Here is a 24777-nt window from a genome sequence, read left to right as displayed (position 1 = left end):
GGCTATTTGCTTTCCGGTTTGTCCAGCTTGACCTCGAAGCCATATTGCACGGTGTCGAGGTCGGTGCGCTGGTAGCTTTCCAGAGTGGTTGGGTGGCCGTAGAAATAATGCACGTCAAACATCGCCGTGCCGTATTCCTCGGCGCGGTGGCTCACGCCGAGAATTTCCTTGAGGTAGTTGCCGCTGCTGTCCTTGGCGTAGAAGCGCCAGCTGTCGGAGGGAAACGCGCGCTGGTCGACGATCAGTGCGTTGTCCTTGAGCGCCAGGCCCTTGGGCAGCTGGGTTGGGTCAATCGAGGCCTTCTCGATGGTGGCGAGAAACAATGGCACCGAGCCGACCACGAACGCCGGGGTTTCCGGGAACAGGTTGAGGTCATAGGTCAGTGTGCCGCTGGCCGCGTTCAGCTCGAACGCTTCGGTGGGCAACTCGATGGGCTCGCCGCGTTCGCCTTTGTCATCGGCCGCGAAAAAGGTGATCGGCGCGTCGCTGTTGTTGCGTTCGGCGCCGACCAGGTCGTCGTTGAAGGTGAAAGGGTGGTCGAACACGACTTTCGCGGCGCTCGCGTCTTCGGTCGATTGGCTGATGGTGACGCTGCTTTTCAACTGCTCTTCGGTCATCGACGCGTCTTTGAGCCAGCTGGCGGCAGCGTCGTCATACACCGTAACCGGCATCGGCAAGGGCTGCACGGTTTGTTGCAGGCTGTTTTTGTCGAAGCGCATCACGGGCAGGTCCAGCTCCTTGCGGGTCACCGTGGCCTTGGAAAAGTCCAGGACATTGACCTGCAGCGTGTCGACCATCCCGTTGAAATACACCTTGGCGTAATGGCTGTTCTGCTTATGCTCGAAGGCTTTTTGCGCGTCGGTGAGCTGCTTTTCGAATGCCTCGGACCAGGCCTTCTGCTTTTGCATCTCGGCTAACTGGTGCTCATAGAATGCCACTTGGGCGGCATTTTCGTTGATCGAGCCAGAGCGGGTGAGAAATTGGCCGGTGCCGTCCCGTGCCTGCACCAGCAGAGGGTTCGGCGAGTCGTCACCCAGCTCGGCAGCGAGGGGCTCGCTGTTGGTCAGTTCGAGCTCGGCGTAATTGTTCTCAAGCGAGAGCAGGTTGAGGGTGATATTGCCCTCGGTGCGCGGGTGCCCCACGTCCTTTTTCGACAGGTCAAAGGCCAGCACTTTGCCTGGCGCGGCGACTTCGATCGCACCTTTGAGGCTGATGGGTTGCGGCTGGCTCTTGTTTTCGGTCTCGATACCCTCGATGAACGGGTAAGTCACCGTCAGGTCGTCGGGGTTGGTCAGGTTGGAGCTGCTCGGGCTGAGCTGGATGCCAGGATCGGTTTCCGACCATTCCGGCTGGTAGGGAACGACTTTGTTGTTGCTGAGGGTCACCGACTGCCATTCCAGGCCATGGGGAAAGGGGAACTGGTCAGGGGCGTTGAACGTGAACGGAAACACCGGCTGCAAATCCGTCAGGTAGTCGGAATGGGAGCCGCGGCGCAACACGAACAGACCATTGATATAGGTATCCACCAGGGCCTGGGGCGTGGGGTAGTGCCTGAGCAGGGCGAGGGTGTCTTCGCCGTATTCGGCTTCGATGGGCTTGGCGGCGAGCTTGAGGCGCGCGCGCTCCAGCAACAGCAGCGAGCCGCCGAGGTCGGCGATGGCGTCGCGCAGCTTGGGGTCCTGGATGCTATCGAGAGACTGTTCGAACTGGCTGGTTTTCTCTTCGAGGGTGGCCTGCTTCTGCTCTTCTTTGGGGGAGCAGCCGCTGGTCATCAGCAACGCCGCACACAGGCCGAGCGTGGCCAAAGGGGATCGCACATCCATCATCAGAGTTTTCCTGTCCGACATCATCGAGCCTGGTTGATGGGCTCGACACTAGCAGAAAAATTCTCTTACAGATGCCACTTTGGCTCAGTTTTCTCGCGGTGACAGGTGTCGGCTGGCGGCTGGTATACTCGGCGCCATTTTTAGCCACGCTGTGTGAGATTCAATGGAACGTTTTATCGAAAATACGATGTATGCCTCGCGTTGGCTGCTGGCACCGATCTATCTGGGGCTTTCCCTGGGCCTGCTGATCCTGGCGCTGAAGTTCTTCCAGGAAATCATTCATGTGATTCCCAATATCTTCACCATGCTGGAAGCAGAAGTCATCCTGCTGCTGCTGTCGCTGATCGACATGGCCCTGGTCGGTGGTCTGCTGGTGATGGTGATGATTTCCGGCTACGAGAACTTCGTCTCGCAGCTCGATATCGACGAAAACAAGGAAAAGCTCAACTGGCTGGGCACCATGGACTCTTCGTCGCTGAAGATGAAAGTAGCGGCCTCCATCGTGGCGATTTCCTCCATCCACCTGTTGCGCATCTTCATGGACGCCAAGAACGTCGATCCGCAGCACCTGATGTGGTACGTGATCATCCACATGACCTTCGTGGTCTCGGCGTTTGCCATGGGTTACCTGGACAAGCTCACCAAGCATTGACGGCCCGCGTCGGCCTTACTGCTCGACGAAGTAGTAAGGCTGGCGGTTGACCGACATTTTCTTGATCACGGTCACGTTCTGATCCAGGCGATCGGTATGGTCCAACAGCGCGACGTTGCCGGGCCTGGCGCCTAGAAAGGCGCGCAATTGAGGCTCGGTCTGCAGAATCGGCAAGTAGGCTTGCAGATAAAACACACTGGCCCCGGCGATCCGTTCATTGGGCTGGTACAGCGCCACTTGTTTGCCCTCATCCTGCAATAGCTGCACCTGGCTGATGACGGGCACGAATGAGTGACGCGCATCGGCTTTCGGCGCAAACCAGAACGCTGCGCTCAGGTAGCAGGCGATAGCCAGGCTGAACACGGCGCCGATGATGCGCCGGTGGTAGCGGTAGAGCGCCGGCTTATGTGTGCTCACCCACTCCAGCAGCACCCGCGCATATTCGGCAGCCAGTACGGCGGCAGCCGGGGTCAGTGCCATCAAATAGACCGTGCGTTTGCTGGAGGCCAAGGTCAGCAGGGTGAACTGCGCCACCAGCCATACGCTGAAAAACAGGCGGTAGCGGTTGCTCGCCAGGCTTTTGCGAAAGTGCCAGAGGCCCAGGTACACCAGGATGTTCCACGGCAGGAAAGCCTCAGGCAGTTTGGCCAAATAGTAGTAGAAGGGCTCGTAGTGCCCGGCTTCGACGAACGAGCCGCTGAAGCGTCCGACACTGTTGGTCCACAGCACCTCACCGACGGCCTGCATGCCGCCGCGTTGAAACAGAAACCCCAGCCAGATCAGCAGCGGCACCAAGGCCAGCAGTGTGAACAGCGCTGGCTTGAGCCAGTCGCCGACACGCAGGCGTTTATCCATCAGGCTGGTGCAGGCCAGGTAGACGAAAATCACAATCCCCGGCATCGCCAAGCCCAGCACGCCCTTGCTCAACGTGGCGATGACCATCCCCGCCGTAAATAACGCCCAGGCCCACACCGTGGAGCCTTGGCGCTCCGACTCGGGTCGCGTCGCCTGATAGAACCCCAGCAACGCGGCCGTCACCCCCAGGCTGAGCAATGAATCCTCACCCACCCCGCGCACGTTGCCCCAATAGCTGGCCATGGTTGCCAGGATCAACGCCGCGCTGAACGCCAGCGTGCTGGGCCGCCCGAACCGGCGCAGCATGCCGTAAAGCAGCATCACGCTGAACAACCCGGCAAAAGCAGACGCCAAGCGCACGGCGCCGGTGCTCGCGCCAAACACACGAATCGCCCCGGCATCCAGCCAAAGGCTCAGCGGCGGCTTTTCCAGAAACGGCTCGCGAAACAGGCGCGGCACCACCCAGTCATTGTCCAGGTGCATGGCCATGGCGATCCCGGACACCCGGGCTTCGGTGGAGCCTTGCAGTTCATGGTTGCCCAGGGCGAAGAAAAACAGCAGACCAGCGAGCAGGAGCAGCAGGGGAACGGGACGCGTCATGGAGTGACTACCGAGCAGGGGGACCGCTCGGGGGAGCGGCCATGGCTACCGGCGAGTATAAGGAGGGGTTTCTTAACGGTTCGTGAACGAGTGTGGGGTTTTTGTGAGGCCCGGTTAACCTTGCCCCTTGGCGGCAAACAGCTCTCTTGCGTGCGCAAAACACTTCTCGGCGATGGCCGAACGCGGTTCGGTCTTGCGCATCACCATCCCCAGCGGCGCGAGCACACTGGCGTCCGGCAGTTGGATAAACGCCAGGTTTTCAATCGGGCTTTCCAGGGCGCTGTCCAACGGCATAATTGCGCAGCAAAAGCCTTCATGGATCGCCTGGAACAGCTGGTAGGTTGAGTCGCTTTCAAGAATAGGCTGGGGGTCGAGGCCACGACTGCGAAAGCTCAGGTCGATGGACTTGCGATAGTGCATGCCCGTGCTGATCATCCCCAGGGGCAATGCGGCAGCGTCTTCCCAGCTCATCTCGCTGCCTTCGAAGTGAAAGTGGCGCGTGTCATACAACAGGCCGACGCGGGTCTCGCCCAGTTCGAAAAAATCCAGGTAATTGGCGTTCACGTGGTCCAGGTAACACACCCCCAAGTCCAACTGATTGGTGCCCAACGCCTCGATGATCTTGTCCGAACTCATGGACGACAGACTGAACTTCAGCTCCGGAAACGTCTGGGACAGCCCCTGAATGTAGCTGATCGGGTTAAAACCACTGAGCGGCACCAGCCCCAGACGCAAGTTACCCACCAACTGCCCCCGACACGCCGCCGCTTCAGCGAACAACCCGTCATGGGCCGCGAGCAAAGTCCTGGCCCAGGCCAGCACACGTTCCCCAGCCTCGGTAAAGCCTTCGAACCGCTGGCCCCGAGTGACCAACTCCAGGCCCAGCTCATCCTCCAGATTGCGCAGGCGCATCGACAGCGTCGGCTGGGTGATATGGCAGCGCGCGGCGGCCTGGCCGAAGTGACGGGTTTGCTCCAGCGCGATCAGGAATTTGAGTTGTTTGATGTCCATCAAGGCACCTGCCAGGGAGTAAGTGAACGGTCGTCATTGGCGCAAGATCAACGCAGGGTAAACAGCCTCAAAGGCATTCGATTGATAGCGGCATGCCGGAGAAAGACATGAGCGTAACGTCGGATGCAGTGTTTGTACCGCTGAATATTGCGGTATCGGCTGTCTGTGTTACGTCCGGGCAACTGTTGATCAGCCGGCTATCGGAGGCTGGACGCCGCTTGCGTGAACGCAACCTGCTCAAGGATGACCTATATAAAGTCCGCGCTCAGGTTGCGACAGGTGGTTGCATAGTGGCTATCTGAGTATCCAGCATCCGCTCCAGCAGCAACTCACCCAGCACAATCAGTTGTTGAGCAGCCAGCAACTTGTGGCGGTGCGAGCCTTCCAGTTCAAAGGCCAGATCGGTAGTCATGGCGTTCAGCGAGGCGAGGGTTTCACTGGCTTGGACCAGCAGGGCTTCGGCGGGGATGCCTGGGGCGAGGGTGAAGAGGGTGGTTGGGGGATTGGGGGTGATCTTTTTCATAACTGAAACTCCTTGATTGATGGAGTCGCCAGACATCGCTGCTAAACGAAAAGGGTGGCGACTGTACGCGGGTTAGCAGACCAGGAATCAAGGAACCCGGCGCACCCGAAAGTGCCCCTCGCACAGCCGCCATAACGCAATCCAGCGGATGCTCAAAGCATCGCGTGAATGGAGGATGGCTCTGCAGGCCTTGATATTAACCGAGCTGCTAAACCCGGTCGCTGATTTTGCAGCGACGGTGGGAGATTAGCGGGGTGGGAGCGGGAGGGGGAGTTCATCAATGGCGCGGCTTCTTGCAGGAAAATTCTGAAGGTCTGGCTGCTGGGCTTTTTAAAGCCATAGAAACAGCAAAACCCGTATAAGGCGGGTTTTGTTGATGCTTCGAATTGGTGGGCCGGGGTAATCTGAACCTGACTTTTATCTTATTGATTTTTATAATTAATATTTGTTTTGTTTTTTGGTTGGAATACCAATTGGAATACCTTGCGAATTGCGCTCCACCTGACCGCCTGTTTGTATTCGATCTGAAAACCGTTCACATCCGCGCTGACTAGAGTACTTCGTATCCATGATGAGCGGTGAGCTGCGTATAGCCGCGGGGCAACAGGCAGAATATTGGCCAGAGTGTGTAAAACGCTGAATTGGGTTTTCTCTGTCGACGCTAATAGGGCCTGCTCACGTTTCTCGCCGATCATGGCCATGACGTTTCCTGGAACAGTTAAAACGGCTCAGAAACCTCTTAAAGCCCTTTGGAGAAAGTAAATTGACCGGTTTAAAGCCGTCAACGCGTTCAGGAAGTCAGCCGTGCCGATGATTTTCAAGGTTGTGGGCGAGCACATTCTGGCTCATCTCTGCACCCGTTAGCACCTCGTTGGATATGGTAGACGTTCATGTTCGTGACGCACTGAGGTTTACCAAACAGGTCTCGCCTGACGATAGCTGCAACCTGCTTGCAGCAAATGAACGCTACCTCGATTTCTTGCAGAGCATCGTCGGCCCCGCACGGGACAATCCTCCATAAGCACAACCTCAGAGGCTTCCATGAATTGCGGGCAGCCGATGCATGCGAACGTTACGAGCAAAATCACCCATCATCCCGCGCCCATCAACGGTGGATTGCTATTAGATGAACCGACTCCTCGATCAGGAGGCTCGAGTACAAATCAGCTATGAGCTGGGGCACGGCCGTATCGGCGTGGAGTCGGCTTACATTGGTGGTCGAGCATGAGCACGGCATTCGATATGGAGCTGTTCCTGGCAGGCGTCTTGACCGGGTCACGCACCACTCGCTAACGCCATCACCATCAGGCGATACCATCCAACAGCAATCGCTGAGCGCTGGCAACGCGACAATCCATGGACTTGGCAGAGAAAACACGTTGCGCAGTTTTTGAATCAAAACCAGCACACTGAATCGACGTGCTATTACTCTCTCCTGACCGTGTGTTTGCTCACGATGCGTCTAGACAAGTCTTGGCATTTTACACCGTAGGCAAAACTCCCTATCGCGAGAGGACATCGAGCCAGACATCGCATAAAAAATGAATTTACGGACAGAATACGCCACGAATTAATCGATCATTGCATTTAGCTCTCTAGGGCTATTCATGTGTCATGGGGGATATGGAAGCTTTATCGCATCCCCTCCGACCCGAGTCTGCAGGATCATCAAAGACGTTGAATTTCATGTGATACACGGGTGCAGGTAAAACTGTGCAAGCGAAAGCGACCTCACTTGCGAGGCAACCAGCTATCGAGTCGCGCAAAGTTGGCAATAGGGGCGCGCCGACCATATCCTTTAGAAATCCAGAGCATCACCCTTCTGGTAGATTCCCTCGTTAAACTCCGAAAACCGCTCAGTCAAGTTGAATTATGCAATTCCAGCTAAAATAATGTCGTCCAGAACCGCATTTTGTGGTACCATCCTACCGCCAATTTGACCGCCGAATAAGAGACTAAATCAATGATCCGCTGCCATCTCGCACGTCTGATGGGTGAACGCAAGATGCGTATAGCAGATGTCGCCAGAGAAACAGGATTGAGCAGGGCGACCATTACTCTGCTGTACAAGGAAACAGCGCAAAAAGTTGATTTGGAAGCAATCGAACAGTTATGCGAGCTGTTTGAATGCCAGATAGGCGAGCTGTTCGAACACACACCCAGTAAACAGGGACTGTTATGAAATTTAATGAAGATACTCGAGTAAAAATCCCAACTATTCTTCACTTAATGAAGTTGGGGTACAGTTATTTGTCACTGAAAAATCAATCTTGGGATCTGGATACCAATATATTTCCTGAATTATTCAATGCTGCTATTGCGAAAATCAATCCCGACATTGCGCTCAATGACGCAGGTAGGTTGCTGGAAGATGTCAAACTATTGTTGGATAATGAAGATCTGGGTCGAGCCTTCTTTGAGAGACTCAGTGATCGCTCCAATACCAAATTAATTGACTTCGAAAACTTCAATAATAACAGTCTTCATGTGGTCACCGAACTTACCTGCAAGAACGGTGATGAAGAATTTCGCCCAGATATAACATTGTTGATTAACGGAATGCCGTTGATTTTTATTGAGGTTAAAAAACCAAACAATCGCGAAGGTATAATTGCAGAGCGCTCTCGCATTAATAAACGCTTTCAGAACCCAAAATTCAAACGCTTCACCAATATTACGCAATACATGATCTTCTCCAATAACATGGAGTATGACAACGTTGATCCCGAGCCCATCCAAGGCGCCTTCTATGCTAGCGCCTCTTACCAGAAACCAATATTTAACTATTTTCGCGAAGAAGAAACATTAAATCTAACGGCGCTTCTAAGACCATTGAAGGACGATGACGAGCTTCGGGTTTTAAAGGACAATAACTTAGAAGTAATTCGCAGCAATCCAGAATTCATAATCAATAAAGATCCGAATCGACCAACCAACCGTATTTGTACTTCTTTAGTTAGTAAGGAGCGACTAGCATTTATTCTTCGCTATGGGATTGCGTACGTCTCAGAACCTGACGGCTTACAAAAGCACATCATGCGCTACCCGCAGCTATTCGCAACAAAAGCCATCGAAGGGAAGTTGAATGCTGGTATCAAAAAAGGAATTATTTGGCACACCCAAGGTAGCGGGAAAACCGCACTCGCATTCTACAACGTGCAATTCCTGACAGACTATTTCCAGAAGCAACAAGTCATTCCAAAATTTTACTTTATTGTAGATCGTTTGAATTTGCTGCAGCAGGCTCAGATGGAGTTTACGGCTCGTGGTCTGACCGTACATACCATTAATTCCCGTAAAGCATTTACTCATGATATTAAAGCGACCCAGGTAATTCATAACCATTCTGGCAAACCTGAAATCACCGTAGTAAATATTCAAAAGTTTAAAGATGACCCTGACGTGGTATCCACAAAGGACTACGACGTTGACATCCAGCGAGTTTATTTTCTAGATGAGGTACATCGGAGTTATAACCCCAAAGGTAGCTTTTTGGCTAACTTGACCCAGTCTGATGCCGATGCCATCAAGATTGGTCTGACGGGGACACCACTACTAGGCGAAGACTACAACTCCCGGGCGCTATTCGGGGCTTACATCCATAAATACTATTACAACGCCTCAATTGCCGATGGCTACACACTACGTCTTATCAGGGAAGAAATTGCTACTAACTACAAAATGGTTTTACAGCAGGCGTTAGAAGAGGCTGAGGTAAAAATGGGCGATGTGGATCGCAAGCTCATTTATGCTCACCCGAGCTTCGTCGAACCCATGCTCGACTATATCGTCACAGACTTTAGTAAGAGCCGTGGAGCACTTAACGAGTCAACTATTGGCGGCATGGTCATCTGTGATAGCTCAGACCAAGCAAAACAGATGTATGATATTTTCCAACGTATCTATGCAGATCCGTTAAAGCCACTCTATGGGATAGAAGAATCGGCAAAAATACTGATTAACGACGTTAAGCAAGGCAGCTATGCAGCAAAATTGAAACTAGATAACAAGGTAAAGAGCGCCGCTCTCATACTGCACGATACAGGCACTAAGGAAGATCGCAAAAACTTGGTTGAGGATTTTAAAGCGGGCAAGATCGACTTATTATTTGTTTACAATATGCTTCTCACCGGATTTGATGCCAAGCGCCTAAAAAAACTTTACTTAGGCCGGGTAATTCGCAAGCACAACTTACTGCAAGCTCTTACCCGAGTTAACAGGACTTACAAAAATTTTCGATATGGCTATGTAGTGGACTTTGCCGATATTCGCAAAGAGTTTGATGTAACAAATAAAGCCTACTTTGACGAGCTACAGTCAGAGCTTGGTGACGAGATGGAGCACTACTCCAACCTGTTTAAATCTCAACAGGAGATTAGACAGGAAATCGAGCACATTAAAGACCTGCTCTTCCGATTTGACATTGAAAATGCCGAGATCTTCACTAACCAGATTTGTCAGATTCAGGACAGAAAAATCATTCTGGCGTTGAAGAATGCGCTTGCTGACGCAAAAAGCCTTTACAACTTAATCCGCCTGCAGGAGGAAAATAGCTTCCTCGACAAGCTTGACTTCGTCAAGTTGAACATTCTTTATCGGGAAACCAGCAATCATCTGGACATGCTTAATCTCAAGGAAAGCATTGAGCAAGGCACAGACACCATAAACCTACTGAGTGTTGCGTTGGAAGATGTTATTTTCAAATTCATCAAGGTTGGTGAAGAAGAACTTGTACTAGCCGACAAACTGAAGAATACGCTTCGCCAAACCCGTGAAGCTTTGACAAGCAACTTTGACCAGCACGACCCGATATTTGTAAGTTTAAAGGAAGAGCTTGAGCGCCTATTTAAGAAAAAAAATCTTAGCGAAGTCACTCAGGACGAAATGATAGCCAATATTGATGAGCTCCATAAAATTCACAGCCGTGCCAAAGAGCTGAATCGCGAAAACGAACAGTTAAGACAAAAATATTCCGGCGACAGAAAGTACGTGCGCGTGCACAAGCGAATATTAGAGACAAATAAAGTAAGTTGTCCTGAGCGCAAATTATTTGAAGCGCTAAGGGAGGTTAAAGATCAAACTGACATTCTTATCTTGGATAATGAGCAAATCATCCATAATGAAAAGTATTTTACGCGAAAGATAGGCTCAAAAATATTTAGTGTATTTGAAGATGATCACAAGTTTGAATTGACTATACCTGCAGCTGACTATCTGCAGCATCTAGTCGCTAACGAATACACGAAAGAATTTAATACCGGAGCAGTAACGTGGTAGAAATCGAATTTCAACAAAACACCAAAGAACTAATTGATAACTTAAAGTCGATTTGCGCAACAAACGGCCTGGGGAATAGCGCAAGTGAATTTGATATCATCACCCAAGCATTCTTATATAAATTTTTAAGTGACAAATTTGCGTACGAAACAAAAAAAATATATCCGATTTTGTCCGTGGCGCAGGATTGGGAGAAAAAGCTGAATGAATTGTCAGTCCAGGCTTATACGAAGTTACAACGACGTTTAGGCTCAAGTGATACAGCACTTTTAAAGCCTCAGCATTTAATATCTTATCTGTATAAAAAACAAAACGAAGCGGATTTTGCAAAATTATTTGATGATACCCTAATAGACATTGCAATACTAAACAATGACATATTTGCAGTGATGACTGATACCGGAGAAAAAGTACAGCTTTTTACTAGGATCAGTGAAAATGTGACTGTTTCTAAACGGGACACGTTTTGCCGAGCTATTATCAACAAGCTAGCAACGTTCAGTTTTGAAAGAATTTTTGATCAGAAATTTGATTTTTATGCAACAATCTTTGAATACTTAATCAAAGATTACAACAGCAATTCAGGGGGTAAATATGCAGAATATTACACTCCTCATGCAGTAGCTCGCATTATGGCGGAGATACTTGTACCGAGAGAGCAACAAGGTAGCATTAGAAATGTCAGTTGCTACGATCCGTCTGCAGGATCTGGCACTCTGCTGATGAATGTTGCTCACGCAATAGGTGAGACGCGTTGTTCAATCTATACCCAAGACATATCCAAGAAGTCGTCCAATTTATTGCGACTCAACTTAATCCTCAACAATCTTGTTCATTCAATCCCGAACGTAATTGAGGGCGACACCTTACTTCATCCTCACCATAAAGATGGCAAGACTCTAAGAAAATTCGATTACATAGTATCAAATCCGCCCTTCAAATTGGATTTTAGTGATATCAGAAATTCGCTAGATACTAAGGAAAACCAAGATCGTTTTTTTGCTGGCATACCAAAGATAAAAGCCAAAGCCAAGGACAAGATGGAGATTTACCAACTGTTCTTGCAGCACATTATCTACTCGTTGAAAGCTGGCGGTAAAGCTGCAGTGGTAGTGCCAACCGGTTTTATCACCGCGCAGTCAGGGATTGATAAGAGCATTCGTGAACACTTAGTCAAAAATAAAATGCTCGCCGGTGTTGTGTCTATGCCCTCCAATATTTTTGCCACCACCGGCACCAATGTATCCATTCTCTTTATAGACGACAATAACAAAGGCGATGTAGTTCTGGTTGACGCCTCCAATCTTGGTCAAAAAGTCAAAGATGGTAAAAATCAGAAAACGCTGCTCGCGCAGGAAGAAGAACAATGCATAATTGATGTATTCAACGCCAAGCAAGCAAAAGAGGGCTTCTCGGTGGCGGTTACTTACGAAGATTTAGCAACGAAAAACTACAGCCTAAGCGCCGGTCAGTATTTCGATGTAAAGATTGAACACGTGGATATTACTCCGGAGCAGTTCGCTGCCAAAATGGGTAAATTTATCGACAATCTTGACCATCTATTTAACCAGTCAAAAACCTTAGAAATAGATATTAAAGAGCAACTTTCCAAGGCTGTATTAAATGGATAAGTATATGACCACTATTGGTGAAATTGCCGAAGTGTATGATGGCCCACACGCAACGCCAAAAAAAATAAAATCTGGGCCATACTTCCTTAGCATATCAAGCTTGAACCAGGGATGGTTAGACCTGTCTAAATCCGCGTTTTTGAGCGATGCAGACTTTAAAAAATGGACTAAGCGAGTTACGCCTTTAGAGGGTGACTTGTTGTTTTCTTATGAAACTCGATTAGGTGAAGCGGCTTTGATGCCTTCAGGAATTAAAGCATGCCTGGGCCGACGCATGGGATTACTGCGACCAAAGCCGGATAAAGTATTATCGGACTACCTACTATATGCTTATCTATCGCCCGCTTTTCAACAAACGATCGTAGGAAATACAATCCGCGGCGCAACAGTCGACAGGATTGCATTAAAGGACCTCCCCAACTTTGAGATACGTATCCCACCACTAGACGAACAGGCGCGTGCTGCGTCAATTTTGAAAAAAATCGACAAAAAAATAGAAATAAATATCGGTATCAACGCCGAATTGGAAGCTATGGCAGAAGCTCTCTACAACTATTGGTTTATTCAGTTTGATTTTCCTAATGCTAACGGACAACCGTACAAAACGTCCGGTGGTAAAATGTGTTACAACCAAATTTTGAAGCGTGAGATCCCAGAGGGCTGGAAGGCATGCGAGCTTGGAGATGTAATTTCTTTCAAGAGAGGGATCTCATATAAAAGTTCTGACATCCAAGAAAGGGGTGCCCCTTTCATAAACTTAAACTCATTCTCCCTGAGCGGGCAGTTCAAACCAGAGGGAACAAAGTATTTTAATGGCAAATTCAAGCCTGACAGTCAACTTAGAGCTGGCGATCTTGTTGTAGCTATCACTGATGTAACAAGAAACGCGGACATAACAGGCAAGGCATTTGTTATTCCTGACATCTTTGAAATTAATCCTTTGATTTCATGCGATGTGGCATCAGTTTCTTCAAGTGTTTTCGGTGTGGCGTACCTAGAGCAACTTTTTAATTCGCGAAGCTATCACCAATATATAAAACACTTTGCATCCGGAACGCTCGTTCTTCACTTGGATCTGAATGGTATTAAGTGGTTCAAAGCGCCGCTCCCTCCCAAAAATCTACTTGAAGATTATGAAGAGCACTGTAAATCTCTCTTTAAGCAGAGGGATATCCTGTTGAAAGAAAATATGCAGCTTAAAGCAATTCGTAACTGGCTTCTCCCAATGCTAATGAGCGGTCAAGTGAAAACAAAATGATCAATGCGAGCCTCCCTGAGGAAGCTCGCCACATTCCCGGCGTATTTTATGTTTCCGGGTGCAAGACGAGATATTATTACCGGAACTGGCCGAAGTGGGCCAGCCGGGAGGTTTCGGAGACTCCTAATTAGTCGTCAACAGAATTCCTAGCAGTTCACGCGAAAGCATATACTTGATCATCCTGTGCCGATTCATCAGGTCCTAAAGAACTGTAGTCCAGATATTAGTTATACGGCGTTACGCCATAGGCCAGCTGTGTCCCGAGCAGGGAGGCTTGAGCCCTCAATCGACGCGAGCTGGTCGGTGAGTTACTCACGGTAACAGAATGCGATTTATTCCACATTAGAGGGCCGCTTACATCGATTCGACCGATACCACTTCCACAAACCTGAATTTTTTTCTGGCCGTCTTTGTAGCTTCTTGCTCTGCAACTAGGGAGCTCAGCGTATCGGCCTCATGTACCATCTCGTGCATCTTTCCCTCGAATTCATTTCCCACCTTCAGTGTGACTCTTAGCCGGGGAGTAAAGGCTTTTGAACGTTTCTTTTTCTCCGCTGCCTTTGCCGGCCCCACAATCACGACATCCGGAGTGGTGGCTTGCACGTGTGAGTTATTTGCTAATGCCGGGGTCTCAGGCTCGCCAAATAGCGCCCAACGCATTTCTTCTTCCGTAAGCTCTGTATTCATACCATTTCTCGAGTGATGTAATGTATAGCGTTATCGATTCTATCAGCGTGATCGGATTCGATAGTGAAAAGACGTTGCGTGGTACCTGACCCGCCTAAGCCCTAGATGCCTACGAACGTTAGTTTTTGCCTGGCGCTTTCATTCGGATGCGGCACTTATTGATACTCATGCTTGTATTGTCGCGGTTTCACATTTACGCTTTGCTCCGTCGCGGTCAATCCCGCGACCGGGTGTCGCAACCTGAATCGGAACCAAGGCGCGGTATGTGCCATATCGCACAGTCAGCACTTCAAGTGCTAGCTGCTGCTTTTCTATGGCGCACCGTGCAGGGCAGGCTTCGGCCTGGCCGGGTTCCTTGGTTTCCGGTTTGCGACCCCTGTACGGTGTGCCACCTATTCGTGTCGCAACGGTGGATGGCATTCCTTAATCAAACCAAGGAGATAAGGAAAATGGCATGTCCCCCTTTTAAGCTCGTGCGCCACCTTGACCAAATGGTTGAAGCTGCAAACTATCTCGGAGGATTCCGCGATGTTTGATCTTTCGCTTCTCATTGGCCTCCCCAAACCCAACAGCATCGATACCTCATCGCTTACGCCTGAAGGTGCGGCGATTAAACTGCGGCAGGCTGCCACTCTCCGGCTTAACGGAGCCCAGAGTATTTTGCTTCATTTTCCGCAAGACGTTGAACTGGCAGTTGAGCTGTTGGATGACGCCGCCGTTTTGTACGACAAGGCATTCCGAAATTTGACTGGTATTCCAGCTCAAAGCGTTCATCAACAGATCCATGAGTACGTCTCTGTTCCGCCCGCAGAAGGGTCTCCCGCGATCCAAACACCTTGGGGCGATGAGTTCGCTCCGGTAATAAAGGAGGGTGTTCGTTGCGCAGAGACTTGGCTTGAAGGCTCATCACTACCGTTATGGTGGGCGCTGTCTCAGGACCGAAAACGTCATCGTGCAGGTGATCCACAAGAGGCATTTGAAGCAGGTTTTTTGTTGCGGTTGCAGCAGACGCTGATTATGCGACGTGAGGCCGTCACTTCCCCATCAACCCGCTTTGATGCCTGAGCCTGTAATTGACGTTTGAGATTTGCTTTTCCCGCCAAACCCTCCGATCAAGCGATCTTTGATCGCGCCGATCGGAGGGTTCACTCGCTTTTTCTCGAAGCCGCCGCGTTCCACCCTCTCATTTTCAAATTTGGTTAGCGCCATGCTTGCTTTCACCCGTCGGTAATTCCCCGCGATTTCTATCGAGCGCGGCGCCATTTCAGTGTATGTGCGGATCTTCCTCGTTGGGCATGGATGTAGGGGGGTGGGCGACAGCGGCGACGCCGGCGACAGCCCACGTGGAACGTGGCCTGGAGCATGGCGACAAAAGTGGCGACAGTCGCCACTTTCTAAGCGCTTTGGCCGTGACGCTTGACCGCCTTTTCGAGTGGGTATAAAAATTGGCGCACGGATCGCTGTCGTTGACAGCACCTGCCCAGGTAGCCAGAACCTTCAAGGCTACGCCACTTGGTGGTGGTTCTCCCGAAGTGCGATTAGCGTCCGGCGGCTCGCACGGTCACTCCCCAAGAGTGAAGGATGCCTACTCGGCTTATCTGTCCATTGCGGCAGACGATGGACCCTCCTCGCTGCGCTACAGCAACCTCACTTCTCGACGCACTTCGCTGCGCCCGACTGCGCCCGTCTCTTTCTTCTGGAAAGAGACGGGCGCTCGTACCACTGCTGCAAGCCACGTCACAAAGGGCATTGCCGCATCTCTCCTCGTGACAATCGGCCTGACAAATCCGATTCGCCGCAATCCGCAACGACACAGGCGCCGGTGCCGCAGCCTATGGAAAGACTGCACCTGACTGACAGTCAGGCATGCCCCAGGTGTCGATGTTGTTGCCTTCTCCCGCTCAGGATCTCCAGGTGCCGAACTCGTCAGCCGGCACAGCCTCCACCCGCCCGCATCTTCGGATGCGTCTAAGGAGGCCAGATTCATGGGTCATGCCCTTGCTCCCGGTCGTAAGGAGCCGTTCGTTCCACGTCAGTGAACACCTCACAGGCCGCAGGGGCCTTGATCCCTGATAACACTCAACAGCCGTGGCGGGACTACGTGAGGACAACCAGTAATGATCGAGGAGAGGGCCCATGCAGCAGTTAGATCCGAAGCTTGAACTACCACGACCACCTCGACCGTTGATTGAGTCGAACCCCGTGCCCCAGCCTTATCCCGTGCAGGCACTGGGTGGGATTCTTGGGCCTGCGGTTGAGCGCATGGCCGAGGTCATCGGCGTGCCCCAAGCACTGGCCGCGCAATCGGTGTTGGCCGCCTCGGCCCTGGCCACTCAAGGTCATGCGGGCTTACAACTCGACGGCAGACATTATCCCCTGTCGTTGTACCTGATCACGGTGGCTGCGTCCGGTGATCGCAAGACCGCGGCAGACCGATCCGCACTGCTGCCAGCGCGCCAATGGGAGCGTGAACAGTGGCAACATTATCGTGAGCAGCTCTTTCGGTACCGTGCCGCACAGCGACAAGCGCAGCGTATCAGTCCTGCCGATCCCGCCCCCACAAACAGCGTACCGCTCGAAGCGGAGCCTTCGGCCCCTCGGCTGATCACCACAGACCCGACGATCGAGGCCCTGATCAAGGGGCTCTGCCATGACTTGCCGTGCATGGGGCTGTTCTGTGACGAGGGCGGACAATTCCTTGGCAGCAGCACCATGAGTCGGGACAACCGTTTGAAAGCGGTCACGACCTTGTCGTCACTCTGGGACGGTAGCCCGATTGATCGTGCTCGCTCTATGGCAGGCGAAAGCCTAAGAGCCTATGACCGACGCCTGAGCCTGCACCTGATGCTGCAACCGTATTTGGCCATGCAGTTACTCAGTGACCCGTTGCTGCAGGGCCAAGGCATTCTAGGGCGCTGCTTGATGACCTGGCCAACCAGTCTAGCCGGGCAACGTAGCTACCAGGCTGTCGACTTGTCCAAAGACGCCGCCCTCAAGCGCTATCATCACCGCCTTTCGGCTCTGTTTTATCAGCCTTGGTCACTTTCCGCTGACGGAGCCTTGCAGCTGTCAAAGCTGAGTCTCAGTCCGCTGGCGCGTCGTCGGTGGATTGATTTGCATGATGCTATCGAAGCTCAGTTGGGGGAGTTTGGCGAGCTGGCCAGCGTACGGCCCAGCGGATCAAAGGCCGCAGATAACCTGCTGCGCGTCGCCGGCATTCTTGCAGTTGTGGAGGAGAGCAGCGTCGTGGAGGTCGACCATATCCAACGGGCCTCCGCTTTAGTCGGCTACTACCTCAACGAGATCCAGCGCCTGACTGAGCAGGAGCCAGTGTGTCGAGTAAAAGAGGAGGCAGACCGGCTGCTGCGATGGCTACAGGTCAAAGATTGGAAGCGTTTCAGTATTCGTGAATTGAATCGCAACGGTCCCCGCTTTGCCCGCAAGAGCAGTCGTCATGCCGCTAAGCTGCTGGTCGAGTTGATTGATCATCAGTGGTTGATCACTGATGGCCACACCTTCGAGGTGGGCCATGTTTAATCTTGATGAAGCGCTGCGCAACCATCTGGCTCAGCGTCAAAAGGAGCCCAAAGCGCGATTTGTCGCCGCTACTGTCGCCACTTTGTCGCCACGCTCAAAACCAGGCAGGACAAGGGTTGTCGCCGCTGTCGCCAGTGTCGCCACCACCCATAAAGCTATCGCCTCTACGACAGCCATTATTCAATGGTTGAAAGAGGAGGGTGCGCATCTTTACGTCACCGACAACACGCTGTGTTTTCGCCCGACTGATTGGGCTCAGTTCGCGATTGTAAGTGCGCACTGGCGAGCCCTTTTGCATGATCTCGCGGCAGTCGATCAGGAACAGAAAAATGGCTCGGGTCGGTAAGCGAGCGGGGCGCAATTTCGGCTTCGGTCGCCAGCTTAGCTATGCTGGACCGCAAGCACTGAAAGACCTGTTTGGCGACGGCCATTTTGCTACCGTCAAAGCCCATAGTGATCGCTGGCAGGCGTTCGTGCATTGGTGTCGATCCGATGAAGGACCGAGGGTCAACGACGCGCGCCAGATAGACCGCGAGATCCTCATGCGGTACGCCGTCCACGTGCGGGAGCAGGTTGATCAGGGCAACGTCGGTATTGCCACCGCGCAGAACCGACTGTCCAGCGTGAACCGAACGATGGCCGCGCTGCGCGGTGATCAGTACGTCAAAATCCCGAGTCCGAGTAAGGCGCTTGGCTTGCAGCGCTCAAGCGTGCGTAGTGAGGCTCCGCAAGGCCAAGACCGTGCGCAGGTCGAGTTGATCGCGCGGGCTCTGTCAGATCGTCAGCAATCGAGGGTGAGTGCCATTGTGCTCCTCGCCCGTGAGACTGGTATGCGCCTGCGCGAAGCGATCCTGGCCGATCTGCCCCGACTGCAACGTGAGGTCCGGCAACTGGGCAAGATCGATATCCAGGACGGCACCAAAGGCGGTCGATCAGGCGCATCGGCACCGCGTTGGATTGCGGTCACGGATCAAGTTCGTGGCGCCCTCGACAGGGCCAGCGAGGCCTCACCCAAGGGCAGTCGGAATCTGTTAACACCTGATGAAAGCTACAAAGATTTCTTACAGACAATCGTACGACCGGCGCGGGACATCATGCATGAGCATGGATTGAAAGGCTTTCATGAACTGCGGGCGGCTTACGCCTGTGAGCGCTATGAACAACTGACCGGCTTCTCCGCGCCCATCAATGGCGGTTGTGGTCAACGAGAGGATCGAGCACTCGATCGGCGTGCACGTCAGCAGATCAGCCACGAGTTGGGGCATAACCGCATCGACGTGGTGAGTGCCTACATCGGAGGTCGTCGATGAAGTCCGAGTTCGATATGGCGTTGTTTCTGAGCCCCGTGCTCAAAGGTGCGCATGCCACGCGGCAGCGGCATATCAGGCAGGCAGAAAGGATGCACGAGGCGATTCGTGAGCGCTGGAGTTGTGCGACCCCTTGGTCCTGGAAGGAAAAGCACACCAGATGGTTTTTAGAGCACTACCTGCGTTGCTCAGCACCAGCGACCATCTATTACTATGAGTTAACAGCAGGGCTGATCCGCCGCAGAAAGGCGCAACTCGTGGTTGTCTGATAGACCTTTAAGCGTGAGCCCCCAAGTATGGGAATGCGGAGCCTTCCCATACTTGGGGGCTTGGCCGAAGAAGCGCAGGCATGCGGCTGATTTAGCGACAGTCGCCACTTCAGTCGCCCTGCTGCACGGCACGAATTGTCGCCTGCTCAGCGTATCGGCACGACGTTACGGTCCCTGGTTTGATTGATGGCGGATGCCGACAGGCTGCCGGTGGCTGCCTTCTGGATATGTTCACTCCACCAGGCCATCATTGGACGCCGGCGTTCGATGTAATCCGCCCGGTTGTAGGCGCTTCGAACTTCGTCTTTATCGACATGCGCCAGCGCGACTTCGATTAGCTCCGGATCCCATCCATGCTCATTCAGAATTGTGCTGGCCATGGAGCGCATGCCGTGGCTGACTAAGCGGTCCTGAAAGCCCATTCGTTTCAATGCCATGTTGGCTGTCTGGCTATTCGCGTGGGTGCGCGGATTTCTATCTGACGGGAACACATATTCCCTGTGGCCGCTATGGGGCTTAAGCGTCTCCAATAACGAGAGTGCATGTTCGGTCAGCGGGATTGTGTGCGGACGACGCTTTTTCATTCGCTCTGCAGGGATGGTCCAGATGCGTTTTTCGAAGTCGATGTCTGCCCATCGGGTAGTCGCCGCTTCGGCAGGGCGGGTCATAGTGTGTAGCTGCCATTCGATCAGGCAGCGGGTCGTCCGCTTGATGCTGGCGTTCGCGATTTCCATCATGAGCTCCGGAAGCTCATCTGGTGGTAGCGCTGCCATGTTCTCTTTCTTAGGTTTCTTGAACACCGCTCGAATGCCGCTGAGAGGGTTGGCAAAGATCATTCCGGAATTGACCCCGTAGGTCATGATCTCGTTAAGGCGCTGGCTCACTCGCTTAACTGTCTCGAGGCTGCCTTTAGCTTCAATCGGACGAAGCAGCTTGATGACCATCGGCGCGTTCACTTCCGATAACGGCGTTGATTTCATGCTTGGAAAAACATGCAGTGTGAGCGAGCGCCAGATGTCTTCGGCATACGCCGGGGTAACGGAGTCCTTCTTCAATTCGAACCACGCGGTGGCTACGTTCTCGAACGTATGTTCCGTTTCCGCTCGTTTGGCTTCCTTCAGCTCATTGCGCTGAGCTTTTGGGTCGATGCCCTGCGCAAGCAGCTCTCTGGCCTCAACGGTTTTCTTCCTCGCTTGCGCAAGAGAAACCTCGGGATAAGAGCCGAGTGCCATGTTGATTCGATTCTTGGTGACGGGATGCCGGTAGTTGAAATTCCACTGCATCGAGCGATTGACCCTGACTCGCAGTTGGAGCCCGTCGCCATCGGTGAGGACATAATCTTTGTCTTTCGGTTTGACCGCCTTGAGCTGACGGTCGGAGAGGCGAGTGGTTTGAGCGCACATGAGAAGTACTCCATGACACCTTTTGGTATTCCCAAGATTAGCGCCGGGTAGCCGGGAATACCATTGGGAATACCAAATTGCCTGGAACTCTAAAAACCTCGAAAGCCCGCAATAGCCCTGAAGCCCCCGTATTTAATGGATTCCAGGCACAAAAAAAGACGTCCGTAGACGTCTTTAGATGATGAAATGGTGGAGCCGGGGGGATTTGAACCCCCGTCCGCCAGTACTCCGCTGTCGGTACTACATGCTTAGCCGTTTCTATTAAGTTAACCCTCAGCGACCCGAAGGGCAGGGTGCTTTGGGCGAGTTGTGTAAGTTTTAGCCGCTTCGTCCACAACGTACTGCACGGCGATTCTGTTCTATATGACAATCACTTTGGGTTTACAGACATCCCCTGGTGATTGCTGGACCCGAAGGTACCAGAAGCTCAGGATCTAAGGCTGCTTACGCAGCGATAGCGAATTCCTGGCCGTAGTTTTCGTCATTGGCAACTATAAGAAGTTGCAACAGTGGATTTACGAGTTCTGTTACCAACTCGGCATGCACCTAAAGTTTCGCGACCGGCGTCGAATCCTAAACGGCCCCGTGCTTGTAACTCGTTGTTTCTCGTGAGTGACAAGCCTGTGCAGTGTACGCCAAACCGTCACGGAAGGCCAACCCGAAGGTTGGCCCCGTTATCACTCACTGACCGCCTTTTTCGCTGTTCTGCAGGTCTTGCAGGGCCTTGGAGGTGATTTCGATACACTTTTTGTGATCACCCGCGGCGCTGGCCGCTTTTGCTTGGGCGACGGCGGTGTCGATTTCGCCGCTTTTGCCACTGGTGTCGGTAGCGAGGAGCGCTTTGCCGTTGTTGATTTTGTCGAGGTTGATCTGGCACAGGTCTTTATCACCGGCCGCAAAGGCAGGGGACGCCAGCATCGCAGCGGTCATGAACAAGCCAGCAAGAGCGGAACGCTTCATAAGGTATCTCCTTGCGAAATGGGCTCGACGCTGCTGGCGTTGCGGGCTTGCCAGCGACATCACTGATGGGCCTCGTTGTCGAGGCCTATGCAGATGACTACGCCGGCGCGCAAGGGTTCGGTTTTTTTGCAGGGTTAGTGGGCGCGGGCCTGGGTTACGCGGTCCACGAGGTACACCAGCCCGTGATAATCGATGCCGCCGTGCTGGGTCAGGCCGATCTCGCAGGTGCGGCTGGTGGAAATGCCTTCGCTGCAGTGCTGCACCGCGTCCTTGAGGGTGCGCAGTGAGTGGGCGTTGAGTTCCGGCGTGATAAAGCCTTTATCGCCGGCAAAGCCGCAGCAGTGAATGCCTTCGGGAATGACGACGGTCTTGGCGCAGCGTCGGGCGAGGTCGATCAGCGCTTGGCTTTCGCCCAGGTGCTGGGTGCTGCAGGTGACGTGCACGGCGATGGGCGCTTCCTGCGGCGTGAAGTCGAGGCGGTCCATAAGATGGGTGCGGATAAAGCGTACCGGGTCGTAGAGGTCCAGGCGCGTCTCGCCCAGGTCTTGTACCAGGCGCAAGGTGCACGGGCTGGTGTCGCAATAGATCGGGTCGAGGCCGCCACGGCTGGCGTGGAGCAGCGCGCCGATCAGTTCCTGGCGTTTGTGTTCGGCCTGTTCGGCGTAGCCTTTGGAGGCGAAGGGCTGGCCGCAGCACAGGTTGTCTTGATTGTCGGGAAAGACGACTTGGTAACCGGCTTTTTCCAGCAGGCCACGGGTTTTGTCGTACAGCGACATTTGTTCTTTATCACCCGCAGCCGGGCCCATGGCGCGTGAGACGCAGGCCGCCAGGTAGACCACCCGAGGTCGCTCGTCGTTGACGGCCGGGCTGAAGCGAATGGCTTTTTCCGGTTGCGGCATGGCGTTGGTCCATTGCGGGACCTGTCCCTTGGACAGCCTGGTCAAGCGGGCCGATAACTTCGCCAGGCGTGGCGCTCCCAGTAGCATGCGCGCGCCGTTGGCGACATGCAGGGTAAAGCGCGCACCTTGCAACGCGGTGGCGAAATGGGTGGCGAGCCATTCGGCGGTTTTCGTACGGTCGGCGTCGCGGCTGCGCAGCTTTTTTACCAGGTCGCCGGTATTGATGCCTACGGGGCAGCGTTGGGCGCACAGGCCGGTTGCGGCGCAGGTGTCGATGCCTTGGTAGTGATAGGCCGCTTCCAGTTCGGTGGTGTCCACGCCGGCGCGTTTTTTAGCCTGGATGTCGCGCCAGATCACAATGCGTTGGCGCGGGCTCAAGGTCAGTCCTTTGGACGGGCAAACCGGTTCGCAGAAGCCGCACTCAATGCACTTATCCACAAGCTCATCGGCGGCAGGCAGGGGCTTGAGGTGCTTGAGGTGAATCTGCGGGTCATGGCTGAGCACCACGTCTGGGTTGAGGATGCCGTTGGGGTCCAGCAGGCGCTTGAGCTGCCACATCAGTTGAAAGGCATCACTGCCCCATTCCAGCTCGACAAACGGCGCCATGTTGCGGCCAGTGCCGTGTTCGGCTTTCAGCGACCCTGCGAACTCAACCGCCACCAAGTGTGCAACATCGTCCATGAACGCCTGGTAGCGTGCGACTTCGGCGCTGCTGTTGAAGCCTTGAGTGAACACGAAGTGCAGATTGCCTTCCAGGGCGTGTCCGAAAAGGATGGCTTCGTCGTAGTGATGTTTGTCGAACAGTTCGATCAGGCGGTTAACGCCAGTCGCCAGCTGCTCGACCGGGAAAGTGACGTCTTCGATGATTACCGTGGTACCGGTTTTGCGCACGGCGCCCACGGCGGGAAAGGTGTCCTTGCGGATTGCCCAGAGGCGAGCGTTTTCCAGCGGGTCTTCGGTGAAGTCGACCTGTTTCTCCACGGGGAAAGAGGCCAGGGAGGCCATGATCAGTGCACGCTGCTCATGCAGCAATGACGACGAGGCCGCGCGGGATTCGATCAGCAGTGCGCAGGCATTTTCCGATAGATGCTGCACGAACTCCGGCATGCCCGGCTTGTTCTGTACCGAGCGCAGGCTGCGCCGGTCCAGCAGCTCGACCGCCGAGACCGGTTGGGTTTTCAGCACGGTCACCGCGTTGCAGCAGGTCTCGACGTCCGGGAACACGATCAGCGCTGAGGCTTTGTTTGGGTGATCGACCACTGTGTCGTAGGTCACCGCGCTGATAAAACCCAGCGTGCCTTCGGAGCCCACCAGCAGATGGCTGAGGATATCCAGCGGGTCATCAAAATCCACCAGGGCGTTGAGCGACAGGCCGGTGGTATTTTTCAGACGGTATTTGTGGCGGATCTTTGCAGCCAGCTCGGCGTTTGCCCGTGTCTCGCGGCCCAGTGCTGCCAGGCGCTCAAGCAGCGCTCCATGGGACTGGCGGAAGGCTTGGACGCTGGCGGAGTCTTCGGTGTCCAGGCGGCTGCCGTCGGCCAGTACCAGACGAATACCGGCCAGGGTGTGATAGGTATTTTGTGCCGTGCCGCAGCACATGCCACTGGCGTTGTTAGCGACGATGCCGCCAATTTTACAGGCGTTGATCGACGCCGGGTCCGGCCCGATCTTGCGCCCGTATGGCGCAAGCCAGGCGTTGGCCTGGGCGCCGATGACGCCGGGTTGCAGGCGGATCTGCATGCCTTGCCCGCGGATTTCGCGGCCATTCCACTGCTCACCGAGCACGATCAGCACCGAGTCGCTGATGGCTTGGCCGGACAAACTGGTGCCCGCCGCGCGGAACGTCACGGACACACGGTCGCGCTGGGCCAGTTGCAGCAGCGTGACGACTTCGTCTTCCGATTCAACGCGAATCACCAACTGTGGGATCAATCGGTAAAAGCTGGCGTCGGTGCCGAAGGCAAGGGTGGAAAGTGCATCGTCAAAACGACGATCTTTCGGAATCAGTTGTGCGACGTCGTTCAGGAATCCAGCAGGCAGGCTCATCGGTCCTCCAGAAATAGCTGACGCCGGCATGGTTGT

Annotated in this window: 19 protein-coding genes, 1 other RNA gene and 2 pseudogenes; 12 read left to right on the top strand and 10 right to left on the bottom strand. The window is 53.4% G+C overall.

The annotated features are described in order from the left end of the window. Positions 1 to 2: 2 nt before the first annotated feature. On the bottom strand, positions 3 to 1826 hold the full coding sequence (locus QF045_RS26475) for a hypothetical protein (RefSeq protein ID WP_306494680.1): 1824 nt from the start codon (positions 1824 to 1826) through the stop codon (positions 3 to 5). A gap of 163 nt (positions 1827 to 1989) precedes the next feature. Here QF045_RS26475 and QF045_RS26470 point away from each other — a divergent pair, with 163 nt between their 5' ends. After that, positions 1990 to 2478 carry a TIGR00645 family protein gene (locus QF045_RS26470; protein WP_005791582.1) on the top strand — a complete coding sequence of 163 codons (489 nt, stop codon included), beginning with the start codon at positions 1990 to 1992 and terminating at the stop codon, positions 2476 to 2478. Between the two features lie 15 nt (positions 2479 to 2493). Here the strand turns inward: QF045_RS26470 and QF045_RS26465 are convergent, their stop codons facing one another. Together QF045_RS26465 and QF045_RS26460 are read right to left on the bottom strand one after the other, a co-directional pair. Next, positions 2494 to 3933 (bottom strand): glycosyltransferase family 39 protein, encoded by a 1440-nt coding sequence (locus QF045_RS26465; protein ID WP_306494679.1) that lies wholly within the window; start codon positions 3931 to 3933, stop codon positions 2494 to 2496. Between the two features lie 114 nt (positions 3934 to 4047). Continuing rightward, positions 4048 to 4944 (bottom strand): LysR family transcriptional regulator, encoded by an 897-nt coding sequence (locus QF045_RS26460; protein WP_306494678.1) that lies wholly within the window; start codon positions 4942 to 4944, stop codon positions 4048 to 4050. Positions 4945 to 5051: 107 nt separating this feature from the next. Between QF045_RS26460 and QF045_RS26455 the strand changes: the two are divergent. Then, a pseudogene (locus QF045_RS26455) lies at positions 5052 to 5219 on the top strand (molybdenum cofactor biosynthesis protein); the annotation flags it as partial. Here QF045_RS26455 and QF045_RS26450 read toward each other — a convergent pair. After that, a complete protein-coding gene (locus QF045_RS26450; protein ID WP_306494677.1) occupies positions 5210 to 5467 on the bottom strand; it encodes a DUF6124 family protein in 258 nt (85 codons plus the stop codon). The pseudogene QF045_RS26455 and the gene QF045_RS26450 sit on opposite strands and share 10 nt — an antisense overlap. Before the next feature lie 422 nt (positions 5468 to 5889). Then, positions 5890 to 6168: a hypothetical protein gene (locus tag QF045_RS26445; protein ID WP_306494676.1), complete on the bottom strand. Its 279-nt coding sequence runs from the start codon at positions 6166 to 6168 to the stop codon at positions 5890 to 5892. Between the two features lie 159 nt (positions 6169 to 6327). On the opposite strand from QF045_RS26445, the pseudogene QF045_RS26440 reads away from it, so the two are divergent. The 5 genes and pseudogenes from QF045_RS26440 to QF045_RS26415 form a co-directional block, all read left to right on the top strand. Further along, positions 6328 to 6695: pseudogene (locus QF045_RS26440) on the top strand (integrase); the annotation flags it as partial. A gap of 735 nt (positions 6696 to 7430) precedes the next feature. Further along, on the top strand, positions 7431 to 7649 hold the full coding sequence (locus tag QF045_RS26430; protein ID WP_306494675.1) for a helix-turn-helix transcriptional regulator: 219 nt from the start codon (positions 7431 to 7433) through the stop codon (positions 7647 to 7649). After that, positions 7646 to 10744: a type I restriction endonuclease subunit R gene (locus tag QF045_RS26425; RefSeq protein WP_306494674.1), complete on the top strand. Its 3099-nt coding sequence runs from the start codon at positions 7646 to 7648 to the stop codon at positions 10742 to 10744. The genes QF045_RS26430 and QF045_RS26425 overlap by 4 nt, the downstream gene beginning before the upstream one ends. After that, positions 10738 to 12375, top strand: coding sequence for a class I SAM-dependent DNA methyltransferase (locus QF045_RS26420; RefSeq protein WP_306494673.1), 1638 nt, complete (start codon positions 10738 to 10740; stop codon positions 12373 to 12375). The genes QF045_RS26425 and QF045_RS26420 overlap by 7 nt, the downstream gene beginning before the upstream one ends. A gap of 4 nt (positions 12376 to 12379) precedes the next feature. Next, on the top strand, positions 12380 to 13633 hold the full coding sequence (locus QF045_RS26415; RefSeq protein ID WP_306494672.1) for a restriction endonuclease subunit S: 1254 nt from the start codon (positions 12380 to 12382) through the stop codon (positions 13631 to 13633). Positions 13634 to 13987: 354 nt separating this feature from the next. Here the strand turns inward: QF045_RS26415 and QF045_RS26410 are convergent, their stop codons facing one another. Then, the gene (locus QF045_RS26410) at positions 13988 to 14320 is read right to left on the bottom strand and encodes a hypothetical protein (RefSeq protein ID WP_306494671.1); all 333 of its coding nucleotides are present in this window, start codon (positions 14318 to 14320) and stop codon (positions 13988 to 13990) included. 528 nt (positions 14321 to 14848) lie between these two features. Between QF045_RS26410 and QF045_RS26405 the strand changes: the two genes are divergently transcribed. From QF045_RS26405 to QF045_RS26385, 5 genes are all read left to right on the top strand, one after another. Beyond that, the gene (locus QF045_RS26405; RefSeq protein WP_306494670.1) at positions 14849 to 15385 is read left to right on the top strand and encodes a LasR-specific antiactivator QslA; all 537 of its coding nucleotides are present in this window, start codon (positions 14849 to 14851) and stop codon (positions 15383 to 15385) included. 1071 nt (positions 15386 to 16456) lie between these two features. Continuing rightward, the gene (locus QF045_RS26400; protein WP_306494669.1) at positions 16457 to 17857 is read left to right on the top strand and encodes a YfjI family protein; all 1401 of its coding nucleotides are present in this window, start codon (positions 16457 to 16459) and stop codon (positions 17855 to 17857) included. Beyond that, on the top strand, positions 17850 to 18203 hold the full coding sequence (locus tag QF045_RS26395; protein ID WP_011332380.1) for a hypothetical protein: 354 nt from the start codon (positions 17850 to 17852) through the stop codon (positions 18201 to 18203). The genes QF045_RS26400 and QF045_RS26395 overlap by 8 nt, the downstream gene beginning before the upstream one ends. Further along, complete coding sequence (locus QF045_RS26390; protein ID WP_306494668.1) at positions 18187 to 19167, top strand: integrase domain-containing protein; 981 nt, start codon at positions 18187 to 18189, stop codon at positions 19165 to 19167. The genes QF045_RS26395 and QF045_RS26390 overlap by 17 nt, the downstream gene beginning before the upstream one ends. After that, positions 19164 to 19433 carry a hypothetical protein gene (locus tag QF045_RS26385; protein WP_093202012.1) on the top strand — a complete coding sequence of 90 codons (270 nt, stop codon included), beginning with the start codon at positions 19164 to 19166 and terminating at the stop codon, positions 19431 to 19433. The genes QF045_RS26390 and QF045_RS26385 overlap by 4 nt, the downstream gene beginning before the upstream one ends. Positions 19434 to 19579: 146 nt before the next feature. Here the strand turns inward: QF045_RS26385 and QF045_RS26380 are convergent, their stop codons facing one another. From QF045_RS26380 to QF045_RS26365, 4 genes are all read right to left on the bottom strand, one after another. After that, positions 19580 to 20836 carry an integrase domain-containing protein gene (locus QF045_RS26380; protein ID WP_306494667.1) on the bottom strand — a complete coding sequence of 419 codons (1257 nt, stop codon included), beginning with the start codon at positions 20834 to 20836 and terminating at the stop codon, positions 19580 to 19582. 187 nt (positions 20837 to 21023) lie between these two features. Further along, positions 21024 to 21421: a transfer-messenger RNA gene (ssrA, locus tag QF045_RS26375) on the bottom strand. Positions 21422 to 21517: 96 nt separating this feature from the next. Next, positions 21518 to 21796, bottom strand: a complete 279-nt coding sequence (locus tag QF045_RS26370) for a hypothetical protein (RefSeq protein ID WP_306494666.1) — start codon at positions 21794 to 21796, stop codon at positions 21518 to 21520. A 134-nt stretch (positions 21797 to 21930) separates the two neighbouring features. Further along, positions 21931 to 24741: an FAD-binding and (Fe-S)-binding domain-containing protein gene (locus QF045_RS26365; RefSeq protein ID WP_306494665.1), complete on the bottom strand. Its 2811-nt coding sequence runs from the start codon at positions 24739 to 24741 to the stop codon at positions 21931 to 21933. Positions 24742 to 24777: the final 36 nt, after the last annotated feature.

The organism is Pseudomonas sp. W4I3 (genome assembly GCF_030816195.1).
In the GTDB taxonomy this organism is placed as follows: Bacteria; Pseudomonadota; Gammaproteobacteria; order Pseudomonadales; family Pseudomonadaceae; genus Aquipseudomonas.
This window is presented reverse-complemented; position numbering and strand designations above follow the sequence as displayed.